At 63.8% G+C, this 18,269-nt stretch carries 13 protein-coding genes and 1 pseudogene; 5 read left to right on the top strand and 9 right to left on the bottom strand.

Annotated features, from left to right (window positions below; all coding sequences use genetic code 11):
* Positions 1–8 precede the first annotated feature (8 nt).
* A pseudogene (locus tag WBP07_RS26070) lies at positions 9–2,826 on the bottom strand (TonB-dependent receptor).
* A 203-nt stretch (positions 2,827–3,029) separates the two neighbouring features.
* Here WBP07_RS26070 and WBP07_RS26065 point away from each other — a divergent pair.
* Positions 3,030–3,743, top strand: a complete 714-nt coding sequence (locus WBP07_RS26065) for a response regulator transcription factor (protein ID WP_395397984.1) — start codon at positions 3,030–3,032, stop codon at positions 3,741–3,743.
* Complete coding sequence (locus tag WBP07_RS26060; protein ID WP_395397983.1) at positions 3,740–5,101, top strand: ATP-binding protein; 1,362 nt, start codon at positions 3,740–3,742, stop codon at positions 5,099–5,101. Before WBP07_RS26065 ends, WBP07_RS26060 begins: the two co-directional genes overlap by 4 nt.
* Positions 5,102–5,396: 295 nt before the next feature.
* Here WBP07_RS26060 and WBP07_RS26055 read toward each other — a convergent pair whose 3' ends face one another.
* The gene (locus tag WBP07_RS26055; protein ID WP_395397982.1) at positions 5,397–5,726 is read right to left on the bottom strand and encodes a hypothetical protein; all 330 of its coding nucleotides are present in this window, start codon (positions 5,724–5,726) and stop codon (positions 5,397–5,399) included.
* A gap of 261 nt (positions 5,727–5,987) precedes the next feature.
* Between WBP07_RS26055 and WBP07_RS26050 the strand changes: the two genes are divergently transcribed.
* Positions 5,988–6,455, top strand: a complete 468-nt coding sequence (locus tag WBP07_RS26050; RefSeq protein ID WP_395397981.1) for a hypothetical protein — start codon at positions 5,988–5,990, stop codon at positions 6,453–6,455.
* A gap of 252 nt (positions 6,456–6,707) precedes the next feature.
* Positions 6,708–7,754, top strand: a complete 1,047-nt coding sequence (locus WBP07_RS26045) for a phosphatase PAP2 family protein (protein ID WP_395397980.1) — start codon at positions 6,708–6,710, stop codon at positions 7,752–7,754.
* A gap of 145 nt (positions 7,755–7,899) precedes the next feature.
* Here the strand turns inward: WBP07_RS26045 and WBP07_RS26040 are convergent, their stop codons facing one another.
* The 5 genes from WBP07_RS26040 to WBP07_RS26020 all read right to left on the bottom strand — a co-directional run bounded on the left by WBP07_RS26040 (position 7,900) and on the right by WBP07_RS26020 (position 15,457).
* Positions 7,900–9,726: a response regulator gene (locus WBP07_RS26040; RefSeq protein WP_395397979.1), complete on the bottom strand. Its 1,827-nt coding sequence runs from the start codon at positions 9,724–9,726 to the stop codon at positions 7,900–7,902.
* Entirely contained in the window at positions 9,716–10,570 is an 855-nt protein-coding gene (locus WBP07_RS26035) for a CheR family methyltransferase (protein WP_395398250.1), read from the bottom strand. The genes WBP07_RS26040 and WBP07_RS26035 overlap by 11 nt, the downstream gene beginning before the upstream one ends.
* 2 nt (positions 10,571–10,572) lie before the next feature.
* Entirely contained in the window at positions 10,573–13,665 is a 3,093-nt protein-coding gene (locus WBP07_RS26030) for a response regulator (RefSeq protein WP_395397978.1), read from the bottom strand.
* Between the two features lie 176 nt (positions 13,666–13,841).
* Positions 13,842–14,804 (bottom strand): DUF4424 domain-containing protein, encoded by a 963-nt coding sequence (locus WBP07_RS26025; protein WP_395397977.1) that lies wholly within the window; start codon positions 14,802–14,804, stop codon positions 13,842–13,844.
* A 92-nt stretch (positions 14,805–14,896) separates the two neighbouring features.
* Complete coding sequence (locus tag WBP07_RS26020; protein WP_395397976.1) at positions 14,897–15,457, bottom strand: TetR family transcriptional regulator; 561 nt, start codon at positions 15,455–15,457, stop codon at positions 14,897–14,899.
* 123 nt (positions 15,458–15,580) lie between these two features.
* On the opposite strand from WBP07_RS26020, the gene WBP07_RS26015 reads away from it, so the two are divergent.
* The gene (locus tag WBP07_RS26015; RefSeq protein ID WP_395397975.1) at positions 15,581–16,402 is read left to right on the top strand and encodes a sterol desaturase family protein; all 822 of its coding nucleotides are present in this window, start codon (positions 15,581–15,583) and stop codon (positions 16,400–16,402) included.
* Between the two features lie 12 nt (positions 16,403–16,414).
* On the opposite strand, the gene WBP07_RS26010 is transcribed toward WBP07_RS26015, so the two are convergent.
* Together WBP07_RS26010 and WBP07_RS26005 are read right to left on the bottom strand one after the other, a co-directional pair.
* A complete protein-coding gene (locus WBP07_RS26010; RefSeq protein WP_395397974.1) occupies positions 16,415–17,191 on the bottom strand; it encodes an SDR family NAD(P)-dependent oxidoreductase in 777 nt (258 codons plus the stop codon).
* Between the two features lie 97 nt (positions 17,192–17,288).
* Positions 17,289–18,212: a glycoside hydrolase gene (locus WBP07_RS26005; RefSeq protein WP_395397973.1), complete on the bottom strand. Its 924-nt coding sequence runs from the start codon at positions 18,210–18,212 to the stop codon at positions 17,289–17,291.
* Between the last annotated feature and the right edge of the window lie 57 nt (positions 18,213–18,269).

Here is an 18,269-nt window from a genome sequence, read left to right as displayed (position 1 = left end):
TCACTCGCTCACTTGAACGTGAAGCGGGCGCCGATCGAGAACGTGCGCGCCAGCAGCGTGGTGGCGAGGTTGTCGGTGGTGGAACCGCCGGCATCGCCATACTTGTAGTAGCTCTGCTGCTTCGACTTGGTGAGGTTGGTGGCGTCGAACGTCACGCCGATGTCCTTGGTGACGTTCCAGGTGAGCTGGAAGTCCAGGCTCTCCTCGGGCTTGTACCAGATGCCGATCGGGTTCGCGAACAGGCTGGCTTCCTTGTTGTGCAGGAAGCCCTTGCGCCAGACGTAGGACAGGCGGGCATTGAACGGCCCACGATCGTAGGCCAGCGTGGCGTTGTACGAGAATTTCGACACGTCGAAGAAGGCGGACTTCGAATAGCCGATGATCTCGCCGGTGTCGGAATCGGTTTCCGGGATCGTCTGGCTGGAATCCAGCACCGTCAGGCTGCCCTGGAAACCAAGCCCGTCCAACACGCTGGGCAGGTAGTGCGGGAAGTAGGTAAGGCCCACTTCCACGCCCTTCAGCACGCCGTCCGACGCGTTCACCGGCTTGGTCACCACGAAGTAATCCGTCGCGCCGGCGACGATGCCGTTGTTCGGGATGTAGGTCATCACTGGCATGCTGACCACCAGCCCGTCAACCTCGCGGCGGAAGGCCGTGACGGTGATCGCGCTGTCGCGGTCGAAGTACCATTCGAGCGCCAGGTCGTAGTTCTTGGAATGCGTCGGCTTCAGCGCCGCATTGCCCGCCGAACCACTGCCGTAGCCGACCTTGGTAAGATCGCCGGTCAGCGAATAGGTCGGGTTCACGTCGGTGAAGTTCGGGCGGCGCAGCGTCTCGCCATAGTTGAAGCGCAGGCGCAGCTTGTCGGTAATCGCATAGCGGGCCGTGAAGCTGGGCAGGAACTTCGCCGAACCCGAATTGGCGCGGCTGAGCGCATAGTCGTTGTAGCGGTCGAAGAAGTTGTAGTCGCTGGCCACGTTCACATAGCGCACGCCGCCTTCGATATCGAGCGGACGACCGAAGATCGTCGCCTGCGCATCGGCCATGACATAGGCGGTCATGGTGATCTCATCGATGTCGAACGTCTTGTTGAGCGTCAGCTGGTCCGAAGTCGGCAGGCCATAGAGGCTGCGGACATAATCGGCATTCTTGTAGAGCCACGATCCGTCCACCGTCATCCAGCTGCGCGGCACGTCGGCCTCGCCGCTCATGAAGCCGGAATTGGTGAAGTAGGCCGCTTCGGGCAGGGTGGTCAGGCTGACGCCAAGGCTGTCGGCATCGCCGGTGCGCGAATAGCTGGATGCCTTGCGGTCGTCGTAGCGCAGGCCCGCCTTGATCCGGCGCAGGAAGCCATCGTCCCAGCTGTAATAGCCGTCCAGCTGCGCAGTGACGGCGCTGCCCTTGTCCCGCTCCGCATTGTCGTAAATCTGCGCGACGTTCCAGGTGGAGGCCTGGGTCAGCAGCGAATCGTCGTCGAAGTGGTAGGACGGAACGCCGCCGCCGGCATTGAAGTCGGCCGTGATCTGGCTGGCCGTGCGATCGGTGCGCATGGCGATGAACGAGGTCTTGTAGGTGCTGTCCTGATAGGCAAGGTCGGCGGTGATCTTGCCGTGGCCGTCGCCCACGTCCCACTGGCCGTTCAGGGCATAGACGTAGCTGTCGGTGCTGTTCTTCGTATAGTCGCCGCTGTTGAAGCCGTAGACGTCGTCTACCGTGCGCGACTTGATGATGTTGGTGCCGTCGTAGGTCTCGAACGCGCCGGGATTGCCCCACCAGTCGACATAGCTGAACATCATGTCGCTGTAGAGGGTGCCGCGATAGCCGGTGTAGAACATCTCGGCGGTGTAGACCGAGCTGCTGTTCGGCGCCCATTGCAGCGCGACGTTGAACGACGGGCGCTTGCGCGTGCCGTACTGGTCGGTCGAGAAGATCGCGTCGCGCGAGAGGTAATAGGGCGTATCGACGCCGTTGATGTTCAGCGTGGAGCCCGGTGTGGTGGGCAGGCCCGCATTCAGGCCCGGCGTCCAGTTCTCGTTATTGTCGCCGGGGAAGATACGCTCAAGCGACGTGAGGCCGGAGCCTGCCGGCGGATTCTCGGTCGCGAACGGCACCAGCGCGCCGGCGGCGACCGAACTCGTTGCGGTACTTGGTCTTGCTGTAGCTGCCGTTGATCAGGATGCCGATATCGCCGATGCCGGTCTCCCAGCGGTCGGAAACCAGCAGCGCCATGTTCGGATTGAAGCTGTCCGCAATCTCGTTGTAGGTCCCGCGCACAAGACCGGAAATGGCGAAGCCGTCGAAATCGAACGGGCGGCGGGTCTTCACGTCGATCTGGCCGGCAAGGCCGGTTTCCAGCTGGTCGGCCGAGCGCGTCTTGTAGACATCGACCTGCTTGACGAGGTTCGCCGAGATATCCTGGAGCGAGAACGACTGGCCGGTGGATGTGAAGATGTTGCGGCCGTTCATCGTCGTTGCCGCGTCGGGAAGGCCGCGGATGGTAACGGTGGCCGCTTCGCCGCCGGCGCGGTCGGTGATCTGGACGCCGGTCACGCGCTGGAGCGCTTCGACGACGTTATTGTCCGGCAATTTGCCCACGTCCTCGGCCACGATCGAGTCGACGATCTGCACCGAGTTCTTGCGCACGTTCAGCGCGCCGACGATCGATGCGCGCACGCCGGTTACGATGATGTCTTCCGCGCTGGGCTGCGTGCTATCGGCCGTAGTCGTGTCGGTAGACTGCGGCGCAGCATCCTGCGCCTGCGCGACGCCGGAAAGCGTGAGCGCGAGAACGGAAGCTGTGCAGAATGCGAATGGCCTGAGCGCCATGGATCAACCCTCCCTGTGGGGGCTGGCCCGTACCATGCCCCATATCGTTTAACTGGACTGCTTATTTGTCCGAGTAATGCGATATGACGCGCGGCGGCGGCTTTGTGGGTAAGGACTTCGCAAGCAAAACGTAAAGTTTTCGTAAGGACAGCCGCAGGCGGCTGACAATCGTTATGATCTGCGCCATCAGGGCCGCCGTGGACGTGGAACCCAAACGCATATTGCTGATCGACGACGATCTTGAGCTGGGCGCGATGCTGGGCGAATACCTTGAGAGCGAGGGATTCCGCGTCGAAGTGGCCACCGATGGCGTGCAGGGCATCCGCCGCGCGCTTTCGGGCGAACACGACGCGGTGATCCTCGACATCATGCTGCCGCGGCTCAACGGCATCGAATTGCTGCGCCAGTTGCGCGATACCAACGACGTGCCGGTCATCATGCTCTCCGCCCGCGGGGACGAGGTGGACAAGGTGATCGGCCTGGAACTCGGCGCCGACGATTATGTGGCCAAGCCCTGCTATCCGCGCGAACTGGTCGCCCGGCTGCGCGCCAACATGCGCCGCCACCAGCCGCGCGAGGCCAGTTCAGCGCAGACCGCACGGGCCCAGACGGCGCAGGCTCTGACGATCGGTGGGCTCGACATCCAGGTACCCGCGCGCAAGGCGGCGTGGCGCACGGTGCCGATCGAACTGACGCCTTCGGAATTCAACATCCTCATGGTCCTGGCCCGCGCCGGTATCGCCGTCACCACCAAGGACGAACTGTCGCTGCGCGGCCTAGGCCGGGCGCGGCAGAGCTACGACCGCAGCGTGGACGTCCACGTCAGCAACTTGCGCATCAAGCTGGAGGCTGCATCGCAGGGGGACGCCGGGATCGAGACGATACGCGGCGTCGGCTACCGCCTGCGGGCTGCATGAAGGAGCCCAGCGCGATTACCGGACGCAGGCTGTTCTGGAAGATCCTGCTGTCGTTCCTGGTCACCTTCGTGGTGATGACGCAGGCGGTCTGGCTGCTTTTCGCGCTGCGTTCCAACCGCGAACCGCCCGCCGCCTTGATGACGCATGAGGTGGGGCCCGCTCTGCTCGAAGCCGGCGCGCAGGCGATCGGCGCGGGCGGTGCAGCGCGCTATGTGGCGATGCTGGACAATCTGCCGGAAGACCAGCGCAAGCGGCTGGAACTCGTCGCGCCCGGGCAAGTCGTGGTGCTGCCCGGTACGGACGACCCGGAAAACGCGGTGATGGAGCGCGAAGTGCGCGATCCTGCCGGAAAGACCTACCGGCTGCGCTTCCGCTATCACAGCGACCAGCGCATCTGGCGGCTGAACATCCCGCCCGAACTGGCGATCATGGGCGTGCTGGCCGGGCTGGTCTTCAGCGCGCTGCTCGCCGGCTATCTGATGCGGCCGATCAACCATCTGCGCAGCGGTTTCGCACGGTTGGCGCGCGGCGACCTGAAAGCGCGCGTCTCGCCCGCAATCGGCTCCCGCCGTGACGAGGTGGCCGATCTCGCCCACGATTTCGACGCGATGGCGCGGCGGCTGGAACAGCTTGTCGAAAGCCGCGACCGGCTGCTGCACGACGTCTCGCACGAGTTGCGCTCGCCTCTCGCCCGGCTGCATCTTGCCATCGCGCTGGCCCGCCAGTCGCCCGAGCGGTTCGACAGTTCGATGGACCGCATGGAGCACGAGATCGACCGGCTGGACGCGCTCGTTGGCGAGTTGCTGATGCTCGCCCGGGCGGAGAACGAGCCTGCCGGCGGTGACGAATATATCGATCTTGTCGGGGTAATTGCCGGTGTGGTTGCCGATGCCCGTTACGAAGCGCAGCCGCAGGGGGTGCAGATCGCTCTTTTCACCAGCGGGATCGGTACCGAAGGCGATGCCGCAGATTCGGACCTGAGCCATGCCCCGGCGGTACGCGGCAACGGCGAACTGCTCCACCGCGCCATCGAGAACGTGCTGCGCAACGCCCTGCGCTTCTCTCCGCAGGGATCGCATATCTCGGTCGGCATCGAGCTGCTCCACCGCCCCGATCGCTACCGCGTGACGGTCAGCGACGAAGGGCCGGGCGTTTCCGCCGAAATGGTCGACAGCATCTTCGAACCCTTCGTGCGCAGCCAGCCGGACAGCCAGGGCCTTGGGCTGGGACTTGCCATTGCATCCCGCGCGGTGGCGGCCAGCAACGGACGCATTGCCGCCACAAACCTGCCGGGCAGGGGCCTCTGCGTGGAGATGGTCATCCCGGCCGAGCCCCTGGACACTCGCTCACTCGGTTAAGGCGGCGTGGGAAAGGGTCTGTCGCTGCTCGAAACCAGACTTTCCGGAGACGCCTACATGTTGGCTATTCCTGATCGCCTGGCGGCCGTTCCGAAGCGACCGTCAACGGCGGAGGGCGGCGCATCCAGGATGGAATAGTGATTGAAATTTGGCTCGTACGGGTGGTGATCGCCGTGTTCGGACTTTGCTCCAGCGCCTTTACCTGCATCGCTTCCATTGGCCAGCTGGGATAACCCAAAGCCGACAGTGCGCTTTCCCCAACCTGACAGCCGCGATGCCTTATAGAAGCAGACGTTCAGTCGTCCGAGTGGCTCGCCTGTTCGGCGAGCCTTTCACAGGCTTCGCGAAGTGTAGAGTTCGCCATCATAGTGGCGCGAGGCAGTAGGCGGCTGAGCGTTTCCCCAGCCAATTTGGGATCCCCCGACTTGAGGGCGAAATCTGCGATACCTTCAAGGATATCGGCCCCACCTACCTCTTGCTGCCAGGGAGTATCCAGAAGTTCCCAAGCGTTCTCATATTCCGCGATCGCACCACGAAAATCAAATTCATTGAGGTTGAGATAGTCACCATAGCCAAGGAAATGGTCGATCGCTTCCCAACGCTGGAAGCCCAGTTCGTTGCGCATTCGGGCGCGATCATTTTCTGATTTAGAGACTGGCACGGCAGGATTTTAGCCTCGAGAAATGGCGGCTGCCAGCCAAACCTCGCAGTCGCCTGAGAGACGCGGTGCTGCAAGCGGTCAGCCATTCACGGCAACGGCAGATCGTCAGCTTTTCAATCCGAATGCCGCGATTCCGGATCGCCGATCTGGACGCTAGCACGGTTGACCGTTCCGCTGCCCGGTGGCAGCCTGTATATGGCATCCAGGGGGGAGCATATGCGCAGAGTGTCCATCTTCGCCGCAATTGCGTCGATTGCTGCATTCGCCGTTCCAGCCGTTGGGCAGCATAGCAGCAATGGTTACGACAACCGCTATGACAATGGCGAAGGGTTTTACCGCGAAAAACGGGACCGTACCGTCTATTATCAGTACGAGCAAAATCGTTATTGCGGTGTGCAGAACGAAGAGCAAATGAAGATGCTGGGTGGCTTCAATCAAGTGAGGGAAGTCGATCGCCTGCGGCTAAAGGGCAGGAACACGGGCGGATGCCGCTGGCCCAACGGTTTCTATCGCCCCAATAACGGCGCCGCAGTCTACATGCTGGAGGGCTACGGCAGCGGACAAGACGGAGGCCGCATCTGCGTCATCGCTACTCCGCAACAACTACGCCAACTAGGCGGTAACAAGCGCGTGAAAGTGGTGCCCGGAAATTCAAACCTTGAAGCAGGCAGAAGTCGCGCGCGGCCTTGCTAGATAGCTAGCAGACGTCCAGCTTACATCCCGTCCGGCGCCTAGGCTCGCTGGTCGCCTCTGACCATGACCATTATAGGGGCGCTGCTCAGGCGTAGCTGCCATTCCGGAGCCGCCAGAAGCAGGAAAATGGCGGCTTTCACGATTTCTGATGCGGAAGCGGGCTTTCCGGACGCGCCAACATTGCGGGCCCCACAAGACCAGTCACTCACTCTCCTAAAAGAGATGGCAAGTGAGTTTGCAAATCTTTAAGAAATGATACTGCATTCCGTTTGCATGCTTATTAACCATCCTGCTGCCGTGTCCTCCGAGCGACGACGCCCGTCGCTGTTTATGGCCAACAGCGCACCCGTATATCTATTTCTCATTTTAGTCTGGGGACTGATACCATTGGCGCTGGCCAGGACTGGATTGCGCATTGAGGTCGACGAATTTGGCATGGTCGGATGCGTCTTTACTTTCGCGCTATGGCTCGCGTGGTGTTTGCGCGGGCGTGGATTGGCACGTGTCGCCACGGTGCTCGAGGCCTGGACATTGTTCTACACGATCTGCTTCACCGTCTCTTTGATGACGTTTGTCGCAGCGACGAGCCAAAGAGCGTTCTTCGATGGCCCGCTGGCGTACGCAGATCGAATACTGCTGCCCGGCTTCGACTGGCCCGGAACGATGCTTTCTTTCTCGCGGTCCGGGCTGCCGGTTCGGATTGCCAATTGGGTTTATGAAAGCATTAAATGGCAACCGCAGTTACTGATCCTCGCTCTGGCGCTGATGTCAAACCATCGTCGCGTGTGGCATTTCCTGCTGTCTTGGATCACAACCTTGTGCATCGTTGTCGGGGTCTTCGCATTATACCCGGTACTCGGCGCCTATGATTATTTCGGGATCGCGGCGGGCAACGTTCCAGCTATGCTTGACCCCACGCCTTGGAACCAACCCGTGCTTTTGGATGGCCTGCGCAATGGGACGCTGAGGCTGATTTCGCTGGGTACACTGGCCGGTATTGTGAATTTTCCGAGTTTTCATGCCGGTGCCGCCGTCTTGCTGGCTTATGGCTTTTGGTCAATCCGAGCGATGCGATGGATTTTCGTGACTCTCAATACGCTGATGTTGGCCTCCGCAGTGCCGATTGGTGGGCATTATATCGTCGATCTGTTGGCGGGAGTTATCGCCGCTGCTGCAGGCATAGCCGTTGCGGGATGGATCACTGATCGCGTAGAACCAGTCCTTGATTGGCTAAGGCCATTCACTTGGCGGCCCGTGAACCGACACAAAGGCCATGTGAAACGTCCACTTTCGGCGTGAGTATCCCGACACTTGCCATTCCGTCCGATCTCCGTGCGCTCCGAGAGTAGTCGTTCGTTCACTTCGGGCGTATCTTCAACCGCTCTGGCCTCTCTGGCGCTGCATTTCCCAGATCGGCGGATGAATCCTCCCGAATGACGATGCGCTAGCCGACGCCGGCGATCTCCGCCGCCAGTTGGTCTACGATCTTGCGGACCTCGGCCGACAGGAACGGTTTGCCGAGCATGGGGCGCCCCGCATGGGCGGGGGGCAGGTGGGCGCGATCGTAGCCGCTTACGAATGCAAAGGGGATGTCGCGCGCGGCCAGTTCGTCGGCAACCGCGTCGATCTTTTCGCCGTTGAGGTTGCCGTCCAGCAGAGCGAGGTCGGGCGACGCCCCGCGGATGAGGGCTACGGCCTGTTCGCAGGTGCCCGCCGGGCCCAACGGGACCGCGCCGGTTTCCTCTATCTCCATCGCCAGTTCCATGGCCACCAGCGGCTCATCCTCGACGATCAGGATCTTGAACGCGCTCCCTTGCGGACGTGGTGCGGGGGGCGGTGGAGCGGTGCGGTGCGATGTCTCGCCGAAGGGCGGGGGGCAGGTCAGCGGCAGCACGAGGTTCCAGCGCACCCCGTCGGGCGCGAAATCGGCGGTGATCTGGGCGCCGTCCGCCGTCATGCTGTTGCGGATCAGCGTGGAACCAAAGCCGTTGCGTTCGGGGGCGACGACTGGCGGGCCGCCGCGTTCGCTCCACCGGAAGTCCAGCACGTCTCCGCAATGCGTCCATTCCAGCGCGATCACGCCGGTCTCGTTGGATAGCGCGCCGTACTTGTTCGCGTTGGTCGTCAGTTCGTGAAGAATGAGCGAGAACCGCAGCGCCAGTTCCGGTGGCAGGTCTACATCCGCGCCGGACAAGAGCAGCCGATCCTCGGCAACGGCGCCGATCGCTACCTGATCGGCGATGAGGCGGCGCAAGCTTGCCGCTTCCCATGTCGTGGCGCTGAGCAGTGAATGGGCGCGGGCCAGCGCTTGCAGGCGGCCGGTGAAGGCATCCTGGAAAACCTCCGTCGAACGGGCGTGGCGCAGGCCCTGCGAGGCGATGGCCTGAACCGTGGCCAGCGTGTTCTTCACGCGGTGGTTGAGTTCGCCGATCAGCAGGCGCTGGGTTTCTTCCGCGCGATGGCGTGCGGTGACGTCCAGCAGTTCGATCATCACGCTGCCCGGCCGCGCGCCTGAGCCGGCGCCTAAACCGGGGCCCGAACCAGCGAGCGAGGAGCAATACCATTCGCCCTCGCGCACCGAACCGTCGGCGCGGACGAAGCGGTGTTCCTGCATCTCGCGCCGATCGCCGCCGCCGAGCAGGCCGCACATCTGCTCGCGGAAATGCAGGCGCTCGGCCGCGACGAGGAAGGGTGCGTCATCGATCCGGATGCCCAGAATATCTTCGGCAGCGAAGCCCAGTTCGCGCTCCGCGCTGCGGTACCAGCTCACCACGCGCAAGTTGGCGTCGATTTCCAGCACCGCCAGCGGCGAGTTGTCTCCATGCGCGCGCAGCCGGCCGAGTGCGAGGCCGAGTTCGTCGCGCTGGCGGCCGATCTCACGCCGTTGCCGCGCCAGTTCGACGAAGACCGCGACTTTCGAATTGAGTTCGGTGATGTCCAGCGGCTTGAGCAGATAGTCCACGGCGCCCGTTTCATAGCCGCGGAACTTGCGCCGCTCGTCGGTGGCGACGGCGGTGAGGAAGATGATCGGAACGCCGCGCGTGCGCTCCGTCCCGCGCATCAGTTCGGCCAATTCGAAGCCGTCCATCCCCGGCATCTGCACGTCGAGCAGGGCCAGGGCGAACTCTTCGCGCAGCAGCACTTCAAGCGCCTCGAAACCGGACGCCACGGTGACGAGTTCCACGCCGGGCTGGTCGAGCGCCGCCTCAAGCGCGATGAGGTTTTCCGGCACGTCGTCGACCGCCAGAATCTTCAGTGGTTCATTCAGCAAAGGCGATCTCCTCTGCCTGATGGGTGGTTCGTCGCCAGATCTTTTCCATCGGCGCGAAATCGGTGAAGCTGTCGCCCTCGGCCGAGAATTGCACGGTCTCCTTCGATCCCAGCCCAAGGAACCCGCCCGAGGGCAGCGAACTGGCGAACAGGCCCAAGGCGCGATCCTGCAAGGCGCGGTCGAAATAGATCAGCACATTGCGGCTGGACACGAACTGGACTTCGGAAAACACGGCATCGCTCGCCAGGTTGTGATCGGCGAAGACCGCGCGCCGGCGCAGCGCCGGATCGAAGCGGGCGACGCCGTAGTTGGCAGTGTAGTAGTCCGACAGCGAACCCTTGCCGCCCGCTTCGCGGTAATTGCGCGAAAAGCCGGCCAGCCGGTCGATCTCGTAGACGCCGGCCTCGGCGCGGGTGAGTGCGGCGGGATTGATGTCGGTACAGTAGAACAGCGTGCGCTCGGCCAGGCCTTCCTCGCGGAACAGGATGGAGAGCGAGTAGAATTCCTCCCCATTGGCGCAGCCGGCGACCCAGACCTTGATCGAGGGCCAGGTGCGCAAGTGGGGGATCACGCGTTCGCGCACTGCCCGGAAATATTCCGGATCGCGGAACATCTCGCTGACCTGGATGGTCAGGAAGCCGATCAGCTCGTTCAGGCTGTCCGGATCGTGCAGGATGCGGTCGAGAAGGCCGGACAAGTGCGCGAAGCCGAAATGGGACTGCGCGCGTTGCAGCCGGCGCAGCAGGGACGTGCGCGAATAGTCCCGGAAATCGTATTGATAACGCCGCCAGATCGCCTCCACCAGCAGGTCGACTTCGATATTCTCCAGCGTTTCGGGCACCATCTTCATCGCGGCATCCACACGCGCACGAGGCTGAGCAGCTTGTCGATATCCAGCGGTTTCGACAGATAGTCGTTGGCGCCCGCGTCCAGGCATTCGATATGGTCGCGCTCCATGGCCTTGGCGGTCAGCGCGATGATCGGCAGCGTGTTCCACTGCGCGTGCTTGCGGATTTCGCGGGTGCAGGCAAGGCCGTCCATTTCCGGCATCATCACGTCCATCAGCACCAGATCGACCGGCGATCCGTCGCTGTCCGCCGCGCGGGCCAGTTCGTTCAGCGCCTCGATCCCGTTGCGGGCGATGCGCACGGAAACGCCGTGCGGTTCCAGCACCGAAGTGAGTGCGTAGATGTTGCGGATGTCATCCTCGACGATCAGGATCTGGCGGCCTTCCAGCGCAGCGTCGCGGCCCAGCGAGCGGGCAAGCAACTGCTGCTTTTCCTGCGGCAGTTCGGAGACGACCTGATGCAGGAACAGCGTCACTTCGTCCAGCAGGCGTTCGGGGCTCTTGGCGCCCTTGACGATGATCGACTTGGAGTAGCGCCGCAGCCGCATCTCCTCCTCTTCGGAGAGTTCGCGGCCGGTGTACACGATCACCGGCGGGAAGCCGACGCTTTCATCGTGCGAGAGGCGTTCGAGCAGGTCCAGCCCGGACATGTCGGGCAGGTTCAGGTCCAGCACCATGCAATCGAACGTTTCCTCGCCCAGCTTTGCAAGGCAATCGGCGGCGCTCTGCACGTCCACCGTCTCCACATCGCGGGAGGCGAGCAGGTGATGGATCGCCTCTGCCTGGCGGGCATCGTCTTCCACCACCAGCACGCGGCGCAGGCGCTGGGCCATGCGGGCCTCCAGCCCTTCTAGCATGTCCACCAGCGTGTCGCGGCTGACCGGCTTGAACAGGTAGCCCACCGCGCCGCTGGCCAGCGCGCCGTGATCGTCATGATCGGCCGAGACGATGTGCACCGGAATATGGCGCGTGCGGGTATCGCGCTTGATCCGGTCCAGCACCGAAAGGCCGGTGTGATCGGGCAGGTGCATGTCCAGGATCACGGCTTGCGGCAGGTATTGCCGGGCGAGCAGGGCGCCTTCGTCGGCAGTGCCGGAAATCAGACACTGGAAGCCCAGTTCGTGCGCCAGATCGGCCAGAATGCGGGCGAAGGCGGGATCGTCCTCGACGATCAGGATCACCCGTGAACTGCCGGTCAGCGTTTCGCGATCGTCCTGCGGGACGGGCCCCTTGCGCGTGGCCGACGAAGCCTGCGGCGGCGGCGCCGGCACAGCCGGACGCGGCGGCGGCGCAGCGGCCGTGGCGCTCAATTCCAGCGGCAGTTCGATCGTGAAAGTGCTGCCCTTACCGGGCGTGCTGTCCAGCGAGATGGTGCCGCCCAGCAAATGGGCCAGCTCGCGCGAGATGGAGAGACCGAGGCCGGTGCCGCCATATTTGCGGGCAATGCCGCCATCGGCCTGCCGGAACGCCTCGAAGATCGCTTCCTGCTGGTCCGGCGCGATGCCGGGGCCGGTGTCGCGGACGGAGAAGGCCACCCGGCCAGGCGCGCCGCGATCGACGGTCAGCGCCACTTCGCCCACGTCGGTGAACTTGATGGCGTTGGAGAGGAAGTTGCGCAGCACCTGTTCCAGCCGCAGCGGATCGGTGTGCACTTCCCCAGGCGCATCGGCCGCCGCCGCGAACGAAAGCGTCAGCCCCTTTCCGGTGGCGGAAGCGGCAAAGGCGTTCTCCAGCTTGGCGAGCAGCGAACCGACCGGCACGTGTTCCGGCTCCAGCTCAAGATGGCCGGCCTCGATCTTCGAGATGTCGAGCACGTCGTTGATCAGCGTGAGCAGGTCGTTGCCCGAGGATTCGATGGTTTCCGAGAAGCGCACTTGCTCCTCGGTCAGATTGCCGCCGCGATTGTCCGCCAGCAGGCGCGCCATGATCAGCAGCGAATTGAGCGGCGTGCGCAGTTCGTGGCTCATGTTGGCAAGGAATTCGCTCTTGTAGCGGCTGGCCTGTTCCAGTTCCTCTGCCTGGCTGCGCAACTGCGTCTGCGACCGGGCGAGTTCGTCGCGCTGCGCTTCCAGCGACTGGCTGTGCTCCTCCAGTTGCGAATTGAAGCGTTCCAGTTCCGCCTGCTGTTCCTCCAGTTGCGCCTGGGATTGCAGGAGCAGCTTGCTCTGCGCTTCCAGTTCATCGTTGGTGGCGCGCAGTTCCTCGCTCTGGTTCTGCAGTTCTTCCGCCTGCTGCTGGGTTTCGGCCAGCAGTTGTTCCAGCCGCGCGCGATAGCGGGCCGCGCGCAAGGTGATGCCCAGTGAGGCGCCGACAATGTCGAGGAATGTGGCAAGGTCCTGCGGCCGCGCGTCGGGGTCGTCCAGAAAGCCCAGTTCGATGACCGCGTTGATGCGATCCTCGGACCGGGTGGCGCCGATCACCAGCCGTGCCGGCGTGGCGCGCCCCAGCGCGGAACCGAACGCCAGATAGCCGCCGGGCAGATTGTCGACACTGGTGGTGCGGCCATGACGCGCAACGCCGCCCAGCAGGCCCTCACCCGGTGCCACGCGCGCGGGAAGTTCGGCCTCCGCCGGTACGCCCCAGGTGGCGACCTTCACGAAGCCGCCGTCCTCTTCTGCATAGACGGCCCCGGCAATCGCGCCGAAGCGTTCGCCCATGAAGGCCAGGATGCGGTTGCCCAGCTCGTCCAGCGACAGGCTGCCGGCGGTCGCGCGCGCCAGTTCGCTTTCGCTTTCGCGCAGCCATTGCTGATGACGGTTGGCATTGCGATAACGGATCAGCACGAAGCCGATGGTGGCGATCAGCAGGTTGGTAAGGCCGGAGAGCGACCGGTTGGTCAGCGCCACTTCGGGGCCGAGCCCCTGCGGCGCCACGAAGTATGCGATGAACGCGCAGCCGATGCCGGCGCAGGCAGCCAGCAGCGGCGTGACTGGCCGGCGCGCGACATAGGCGATCACGGTGGGCAGCAAGTACAGCACGCTTACGCCCGTGCCCAGCGGCACCAGGATGTCCGCGATCAGGCAGAGCGCCAGCACGCCGATAATGGCAAGCGCCAGTTGTGACTGGGGATTCAACGCGTTACTGGAATTCATCTGCGATCTCAGGGGCGGAAGACAGGCAGGGGCTGGACCGCTCTCTCCCCAACAAGGCGGCCCCCGGATCAGAACCTCTAACGAACGAAATCCGGATCGGTTCCGGCAAGTGGCGGACGTATTTCACGTTTTCTGTCCAGCGATGGACAGCGGCGGTCTCTTCCGCCTTGTACACCCTATTCGCCGGTGCGCTTCTCCAGGAACAGGATCGAGAGGTCCTTTTCCGGGCGCCAGTTGGTTTTCGTCATCTCGAACCGGGTCGGGCCGATCTTGCGGACGCCATCGCCGCAGAAGCTGACGAGATCCTGCGCCCGTTCCTTGTCGACGACGAGGCGGAACTTGCCGATCGGTTTCTTCCAGTTGCCGCCGGTCACCAGGATGTAGTCCAGCCAGTTTTCCGAATAGACGATGTTCTGCGCCTCCGCCCGGCGCAGGGCGGTAAGCAGAGAGGGTTCGACGCAGTACTGCCGCACCGTTTCGGGCTCCGGATCGCTGCCCAGCATGGTGGCGACCGTGCCGCCGACCGAGGGCTGGTAGCGATGCTCGACCACGACCGGCACGCCTGCCGGGAAACGCTGGAGCCAGTGGTAGGTCGTCTCCAGCTTCCAGGCGGGATAGCCGTCGCCATCGATCAGTTCCAGCCGCTCCGCTTCGGCGCGTGCAGCGGGAGACAGGTGTTCCAGCGCTTCCTGCGCGGGGCCAAGGTGCGGGGCCAGCGGAATGGCATGGGCGCGCAGCCAGGCTGTGCGCTCCACGTTGCCCACCATCGCCTTCTGCTCGATCTCCATCGCCACCGGCTTCCCGTCGACGCGGGTCTGGAAACCCAGGAAGTTGTACGGCGAACCCACCGGGATCGCAACGTCCATCTCGAAGAACTCTCGGCCGCCGACGGCCGGCAGCGGGAAGGCGACGCGGCTGACCACGTCCTTGCCGCTGGTGTTGACGAAAGTGTAGCGCACGCTGACGGCGGAGCGGGAGATCGCCAGATCCTCCGTCTGCATTTCTATGGCGTCGCTGCGCGTCAGTACCAGTCCGCCCGCCGCCAGCTGGGCGGAGGAATCGTTGGCGGCCGCCACGACCGGAAGGCAGGACGAGATCGCCGCAAGGGACATCAGGAGGGCAGGCAGGGGGGTAGGCACGGGTCTCCACATGCCGCGTTGGTAGCGCGTCACGGGGGGGCTTTTCAATCGGTTGGCGCGCGCTGGCAGGGGACGGTAATGCCCCGTCGGCCCTATGTCCTGATGATGTCCTGCAACAAGTCGGACAGCCAGCCGGAAGTTCCGGTTTCCACCGCGCTTTCCGGCGTCATCAGCTGGACCTGGCGGGTGAACAGCATGAAGCCGGTGGCCAGCATGACAAGGCGCACGGCGCGGGTGCGCGCGTCCGGCGGGCCCAGCCATTCCATCAGCGGCACGATCGCTTTCGCTTCCAGCACCCTTTCGCAGATCGCGCAGGCTTCGGCGTCGCTGGTCGACAGCACGATCATCGAATGCGCGCGCAAGTCGAACAGACTGGCAAGGAACTCGGTCGTCAGCCGCGCGCCCAGCGTCGAGCGCTCGGTGTCGAAATCCTCGAAGCGGGGGATCGCGTCGGTCAGCGCGGCTTCGAACAGCCCCGCCTTGGAGCCGTAGTAGCGCTGGATCAGGGCGGAATCGATGTCGGCCAGCGTGGCGATCTGCCGGATTCCGGTTCGCGAATAGCCGGTTTCCGCAAAGGCGCGCTGCGCGGCGGCCAGGATGCGCGCCTTGGTCCGTTCCGGATTTCTGCGCCGGATTTCCTTCTCTTCAGACATCGCCCCCTTCATTGCCCACGATTGACAGGGGAGCAAGCCGCGATTAAGTCATCAAGTGATGACAAGTTGGACTCGGCCGCTTGAAACGGCGTTTCCGATGGCGAGGCGAAGGCGGGAGGCCCTATGCTTTCTCAATGGCTGGCGAGCATGACCGCGCATTACCAGTGGCAGCTTTCACTGGCGGCAGGCGCGGCGATCTTCCTGGTTTCAGTGGTGGGCAAGCGCCTTGCCGTGCTGCTGGTGCCGACTTTCGCGCGGGCAAGCAGCGCCAACCGGACCGCCTTTCGCGACAAGATGGCCAAGGCCTATTACGCGAAGAACCAGGCTTGGAACCGCAAGTGGGGCGTGTTCTTCCTGGCGATCATTTTCGGGCTGATCATGCCGTTCTGCATCACCGCCGACCCGCAACCGTGGTGGCAGGCGGTCCGCGACATCGCCGTGATCCTGATGGTCTACGACTTCTTCTACTACTTCACCCACCGCTTCCTGTTTCACGACAGCGCGCTGCTGGGCGGGCCATTGCTGTCGATCCACGCCGTGCACCATCGGCAGCACAATCCCTGCCGCATGGATTCCAGCTACATCCACCCCGTGGAAGTGGCGATCGGACTGGGACTCTACATCTTCACCATCCTCCTGCTCTCGCTGGCGATGGGGCCATTCCATATCGTGACCATCGTGGTGACATGGATCGCGTTCATGGAGATCAACCTCCACAACCACGACTTGTGGGAGGTGGATCGCTTCCCGTTCCGCTATCTCAACACGATGTCGCGGATGCACCACAACCACCATGCCAGTTTCAACGGTGGCAATTTCGCGACTATTTCCCTGTTCTACGACTGGTTGTTCGGAACGCTCGACCATGGGCAGGACGATCGCGCCGGTAAGGAGCCGGTCTTGCGCGGAATGCCTGCGGCTGAAGGCGGTTCGCGCCAGCCGTAAGCCGCGCGCGGATCAGAACGCGGTGCCGCCATTGACGCCCAGAACCTGCCCGGTGACGTAGCCTGCATCCTCGCTGGCGAAGAAGCAGCAGGCCGCCGCGACCTCTTCGGCCCGGCCCAGACGCGGAATCGGATAAGTCGCGACGATCTGTTCGAAGGGGACCGGGAAGAGATTTCCGTCAATCGCGCGCCGGGCCATGGGCGTATCGATGAAGCCGGGGGAGACCGAATTGACGGTGATGCCCTTGCGGCCCAGTTCCACCGCCAGCGAACGCGTCAACGCGATCACTCCGCCCTTGCTGGCGGTGTAGGCCGCCATGTCTGGCGCGCCGGTCTGGGCGCCGAACGATGAAATGTTGACCACGCGGCCCCAGCCGGCCGCTTCCATATCCGGCAATACTTCCTGCGTGACGATGAAGCAGCCTTTCAGGTTCACCGCCATCAGCCGGTCCCAGGTCGCATCGTCCAGCCCGCCCAGCGGGCAGAAGTTCTCGACCGCGGCATTGTTGACGAGGATCGTGACCGGGCCGAGGTCCGCGCGCACCCGCGCCAGCGCGGCGCGGACCTGATCGCGATTGGAAATGTCCGCGGCGACGGGCAGGGCCTTGCCGCCCGCCGCGACGATCCGTTCCGCGACGGTCTCGGCACCATCGGCATCGATATCCAGCACCGCCACCGCGCGCCCTTCGCGGGCGAGGCGCAGGCTGGTGGCTGCGCCCATGCCCGATCCGCCACCGGTCACGACTGCGACCTTGCCCTCCGGCGCCGACGTTCCGTGGAATCCGCCCACAGCGCTCTCCCGCTCCGCTTGTTCGTCATATTGGTAGCGAGGCGATGCGGCGTGTCAATCGACGCGGGAACGGAGACCGGGGTGAGGGCGGGGCCGCTCAGCAGGCGTTCTTGGGCGCCTGCGGTTTTTGCGGCGGCACCGCCAGACGCGCGGGGTGCTTGTAGAAGGCGTCCGCCGCGATCCGGTGGCTGGACGAATAGACTTCGCCCAGCACCGCGTAGAGCTGCGGATCGTATTTGCGCAAGTCGGAAGAGGAGACGATGACCTTGTCGCCAGTGCGGAAGGCCATGTTCGAATTGAACCAGAACTGGGTGCCTTCGGCCCAGTATTCCTGCACGGTTACGGAGGCGTAGTTGTCCTTCCATAGCCCCCGATCCAGCGCATGGCGGTAGGCGGCCTCCACTCTTGCGTAGAGCGCGGGATCGACCCTTTCGATGGCCGAGAGGATGTTGTGCGAGAATTCGTGCACCAGGATATTCTCGCCGAAATAGCGCGTGCCCGGAACGGCAAGGAGGTTTTCCGCCGCGCCGGTCGTATAGAGCCCGCCCATGCCGCGCGCGCGGCTGTTCCAGTATTCCGCATCAGTCATGGCGGCGATCCGGGCGTAGTTCTTGCGCTCGCACGGGGTGAGGCGTTCGTCGTCCGGCGCCGGCTTCTTCCAGTCGCGTTGCTCGGGCAGGTCCATCGTGCCTTCGTCGATGGCCATGATGCCGACGCGGGCGCCGCTGCGGACAAGCTTGTGCCGGATGTCCGGGCGCTCCCCGGTTTCGGCAAGGACGATGTCCCGCGCGATCATCAGCGCGCGATCGGGCACTTTGCCGGAGGAAACGACGGGGATCCCGTCCGCATCGACGAACTTGCGATAGAACGGATCGAGGCCCAGCGCGGGCGGCACTGGCTCGACCGCTGGGTTGCCCGTTTCCGGGCCGGTTTTGGTGCCCGCTTCGGGCGGACCGGCGGCGCCGGACAAGGCCCAGATGGAAAGCGCCAGTGCAAGGCGCAGCGAAGGCTTGGCAGTCACGCGCGAAGGCTCCTGAAGACGAAGACGAGAAAAGGAAAAGTCCGGACCCGTGCGAGG

Source organism: Novosphingobium oxfordense (assembly GCF_044029435.1).
Lineage (GTDB): Bacteria > Pseudomonadota > Alphaproteobacteria > Sphingomonadales > Sphingomonadaceae > Novosphingobium.
This window is presented reverse-complemented; position numbering and strand designations above follow the sequence as displayed.

What these genes read in the sequence shown, in the direction of transcription:
- WBP07_RS26030 (WP_395397978.1), bottom strand. Translation starts at nt 13,665, where the DNA reads ATGAATTCCAGTAACGCGTTGAATCCCCAGTCACAACTGGCGCTTGCC.
- WBP07_RS26045 (WP_395397980.1), top strand. Translation starts at nt 6,708, where the DNA reads ATGATACTGCATTCCGTTTGCATGCTTATTAACCATCCTGCTGCCGTG.
- WBP07_RS26020 (WP_395397976.1), bottom strand. Translation starts at nt 15,457, where the DNA reads ATGTCTGAAGAGAAGGAAATCCGGCGCAGAAATCCGGAACGGACCAAG.
- WBP07_RS26015 (WP_395397975.1), top strand. Translation starts at nt 15,581, where the DNA reads ATGCTTTCTCAATGGCTGGCGAGCATGACCGCGCATTACCAGTGGCAG.
- WBP07_RS26035 (WP_395398250.1), bottom strand. Translation starts at nt 10,570, where the DNA reads ATGGTGCCCGAAACGCTGGAGAATATCGAAGTCGACCTGCTGGTGGAG.
- WBP07_RS26060 (WP_395397983.1), top strand. Translation starts at nt 3,740, where the DNA reads ATGAAGGAGCCCAGCGCGATTACCGGACGCAGGCTGTTCTGGAAGATC.
- WBP07_RS26055 (WP_395397982.1), bottom strand. Translation starts at nt 5,726, where the DNA reads ATGCGCAACGAACTGGGCTTCCAGCGTTGGGAAGCGATCGACCATTTC.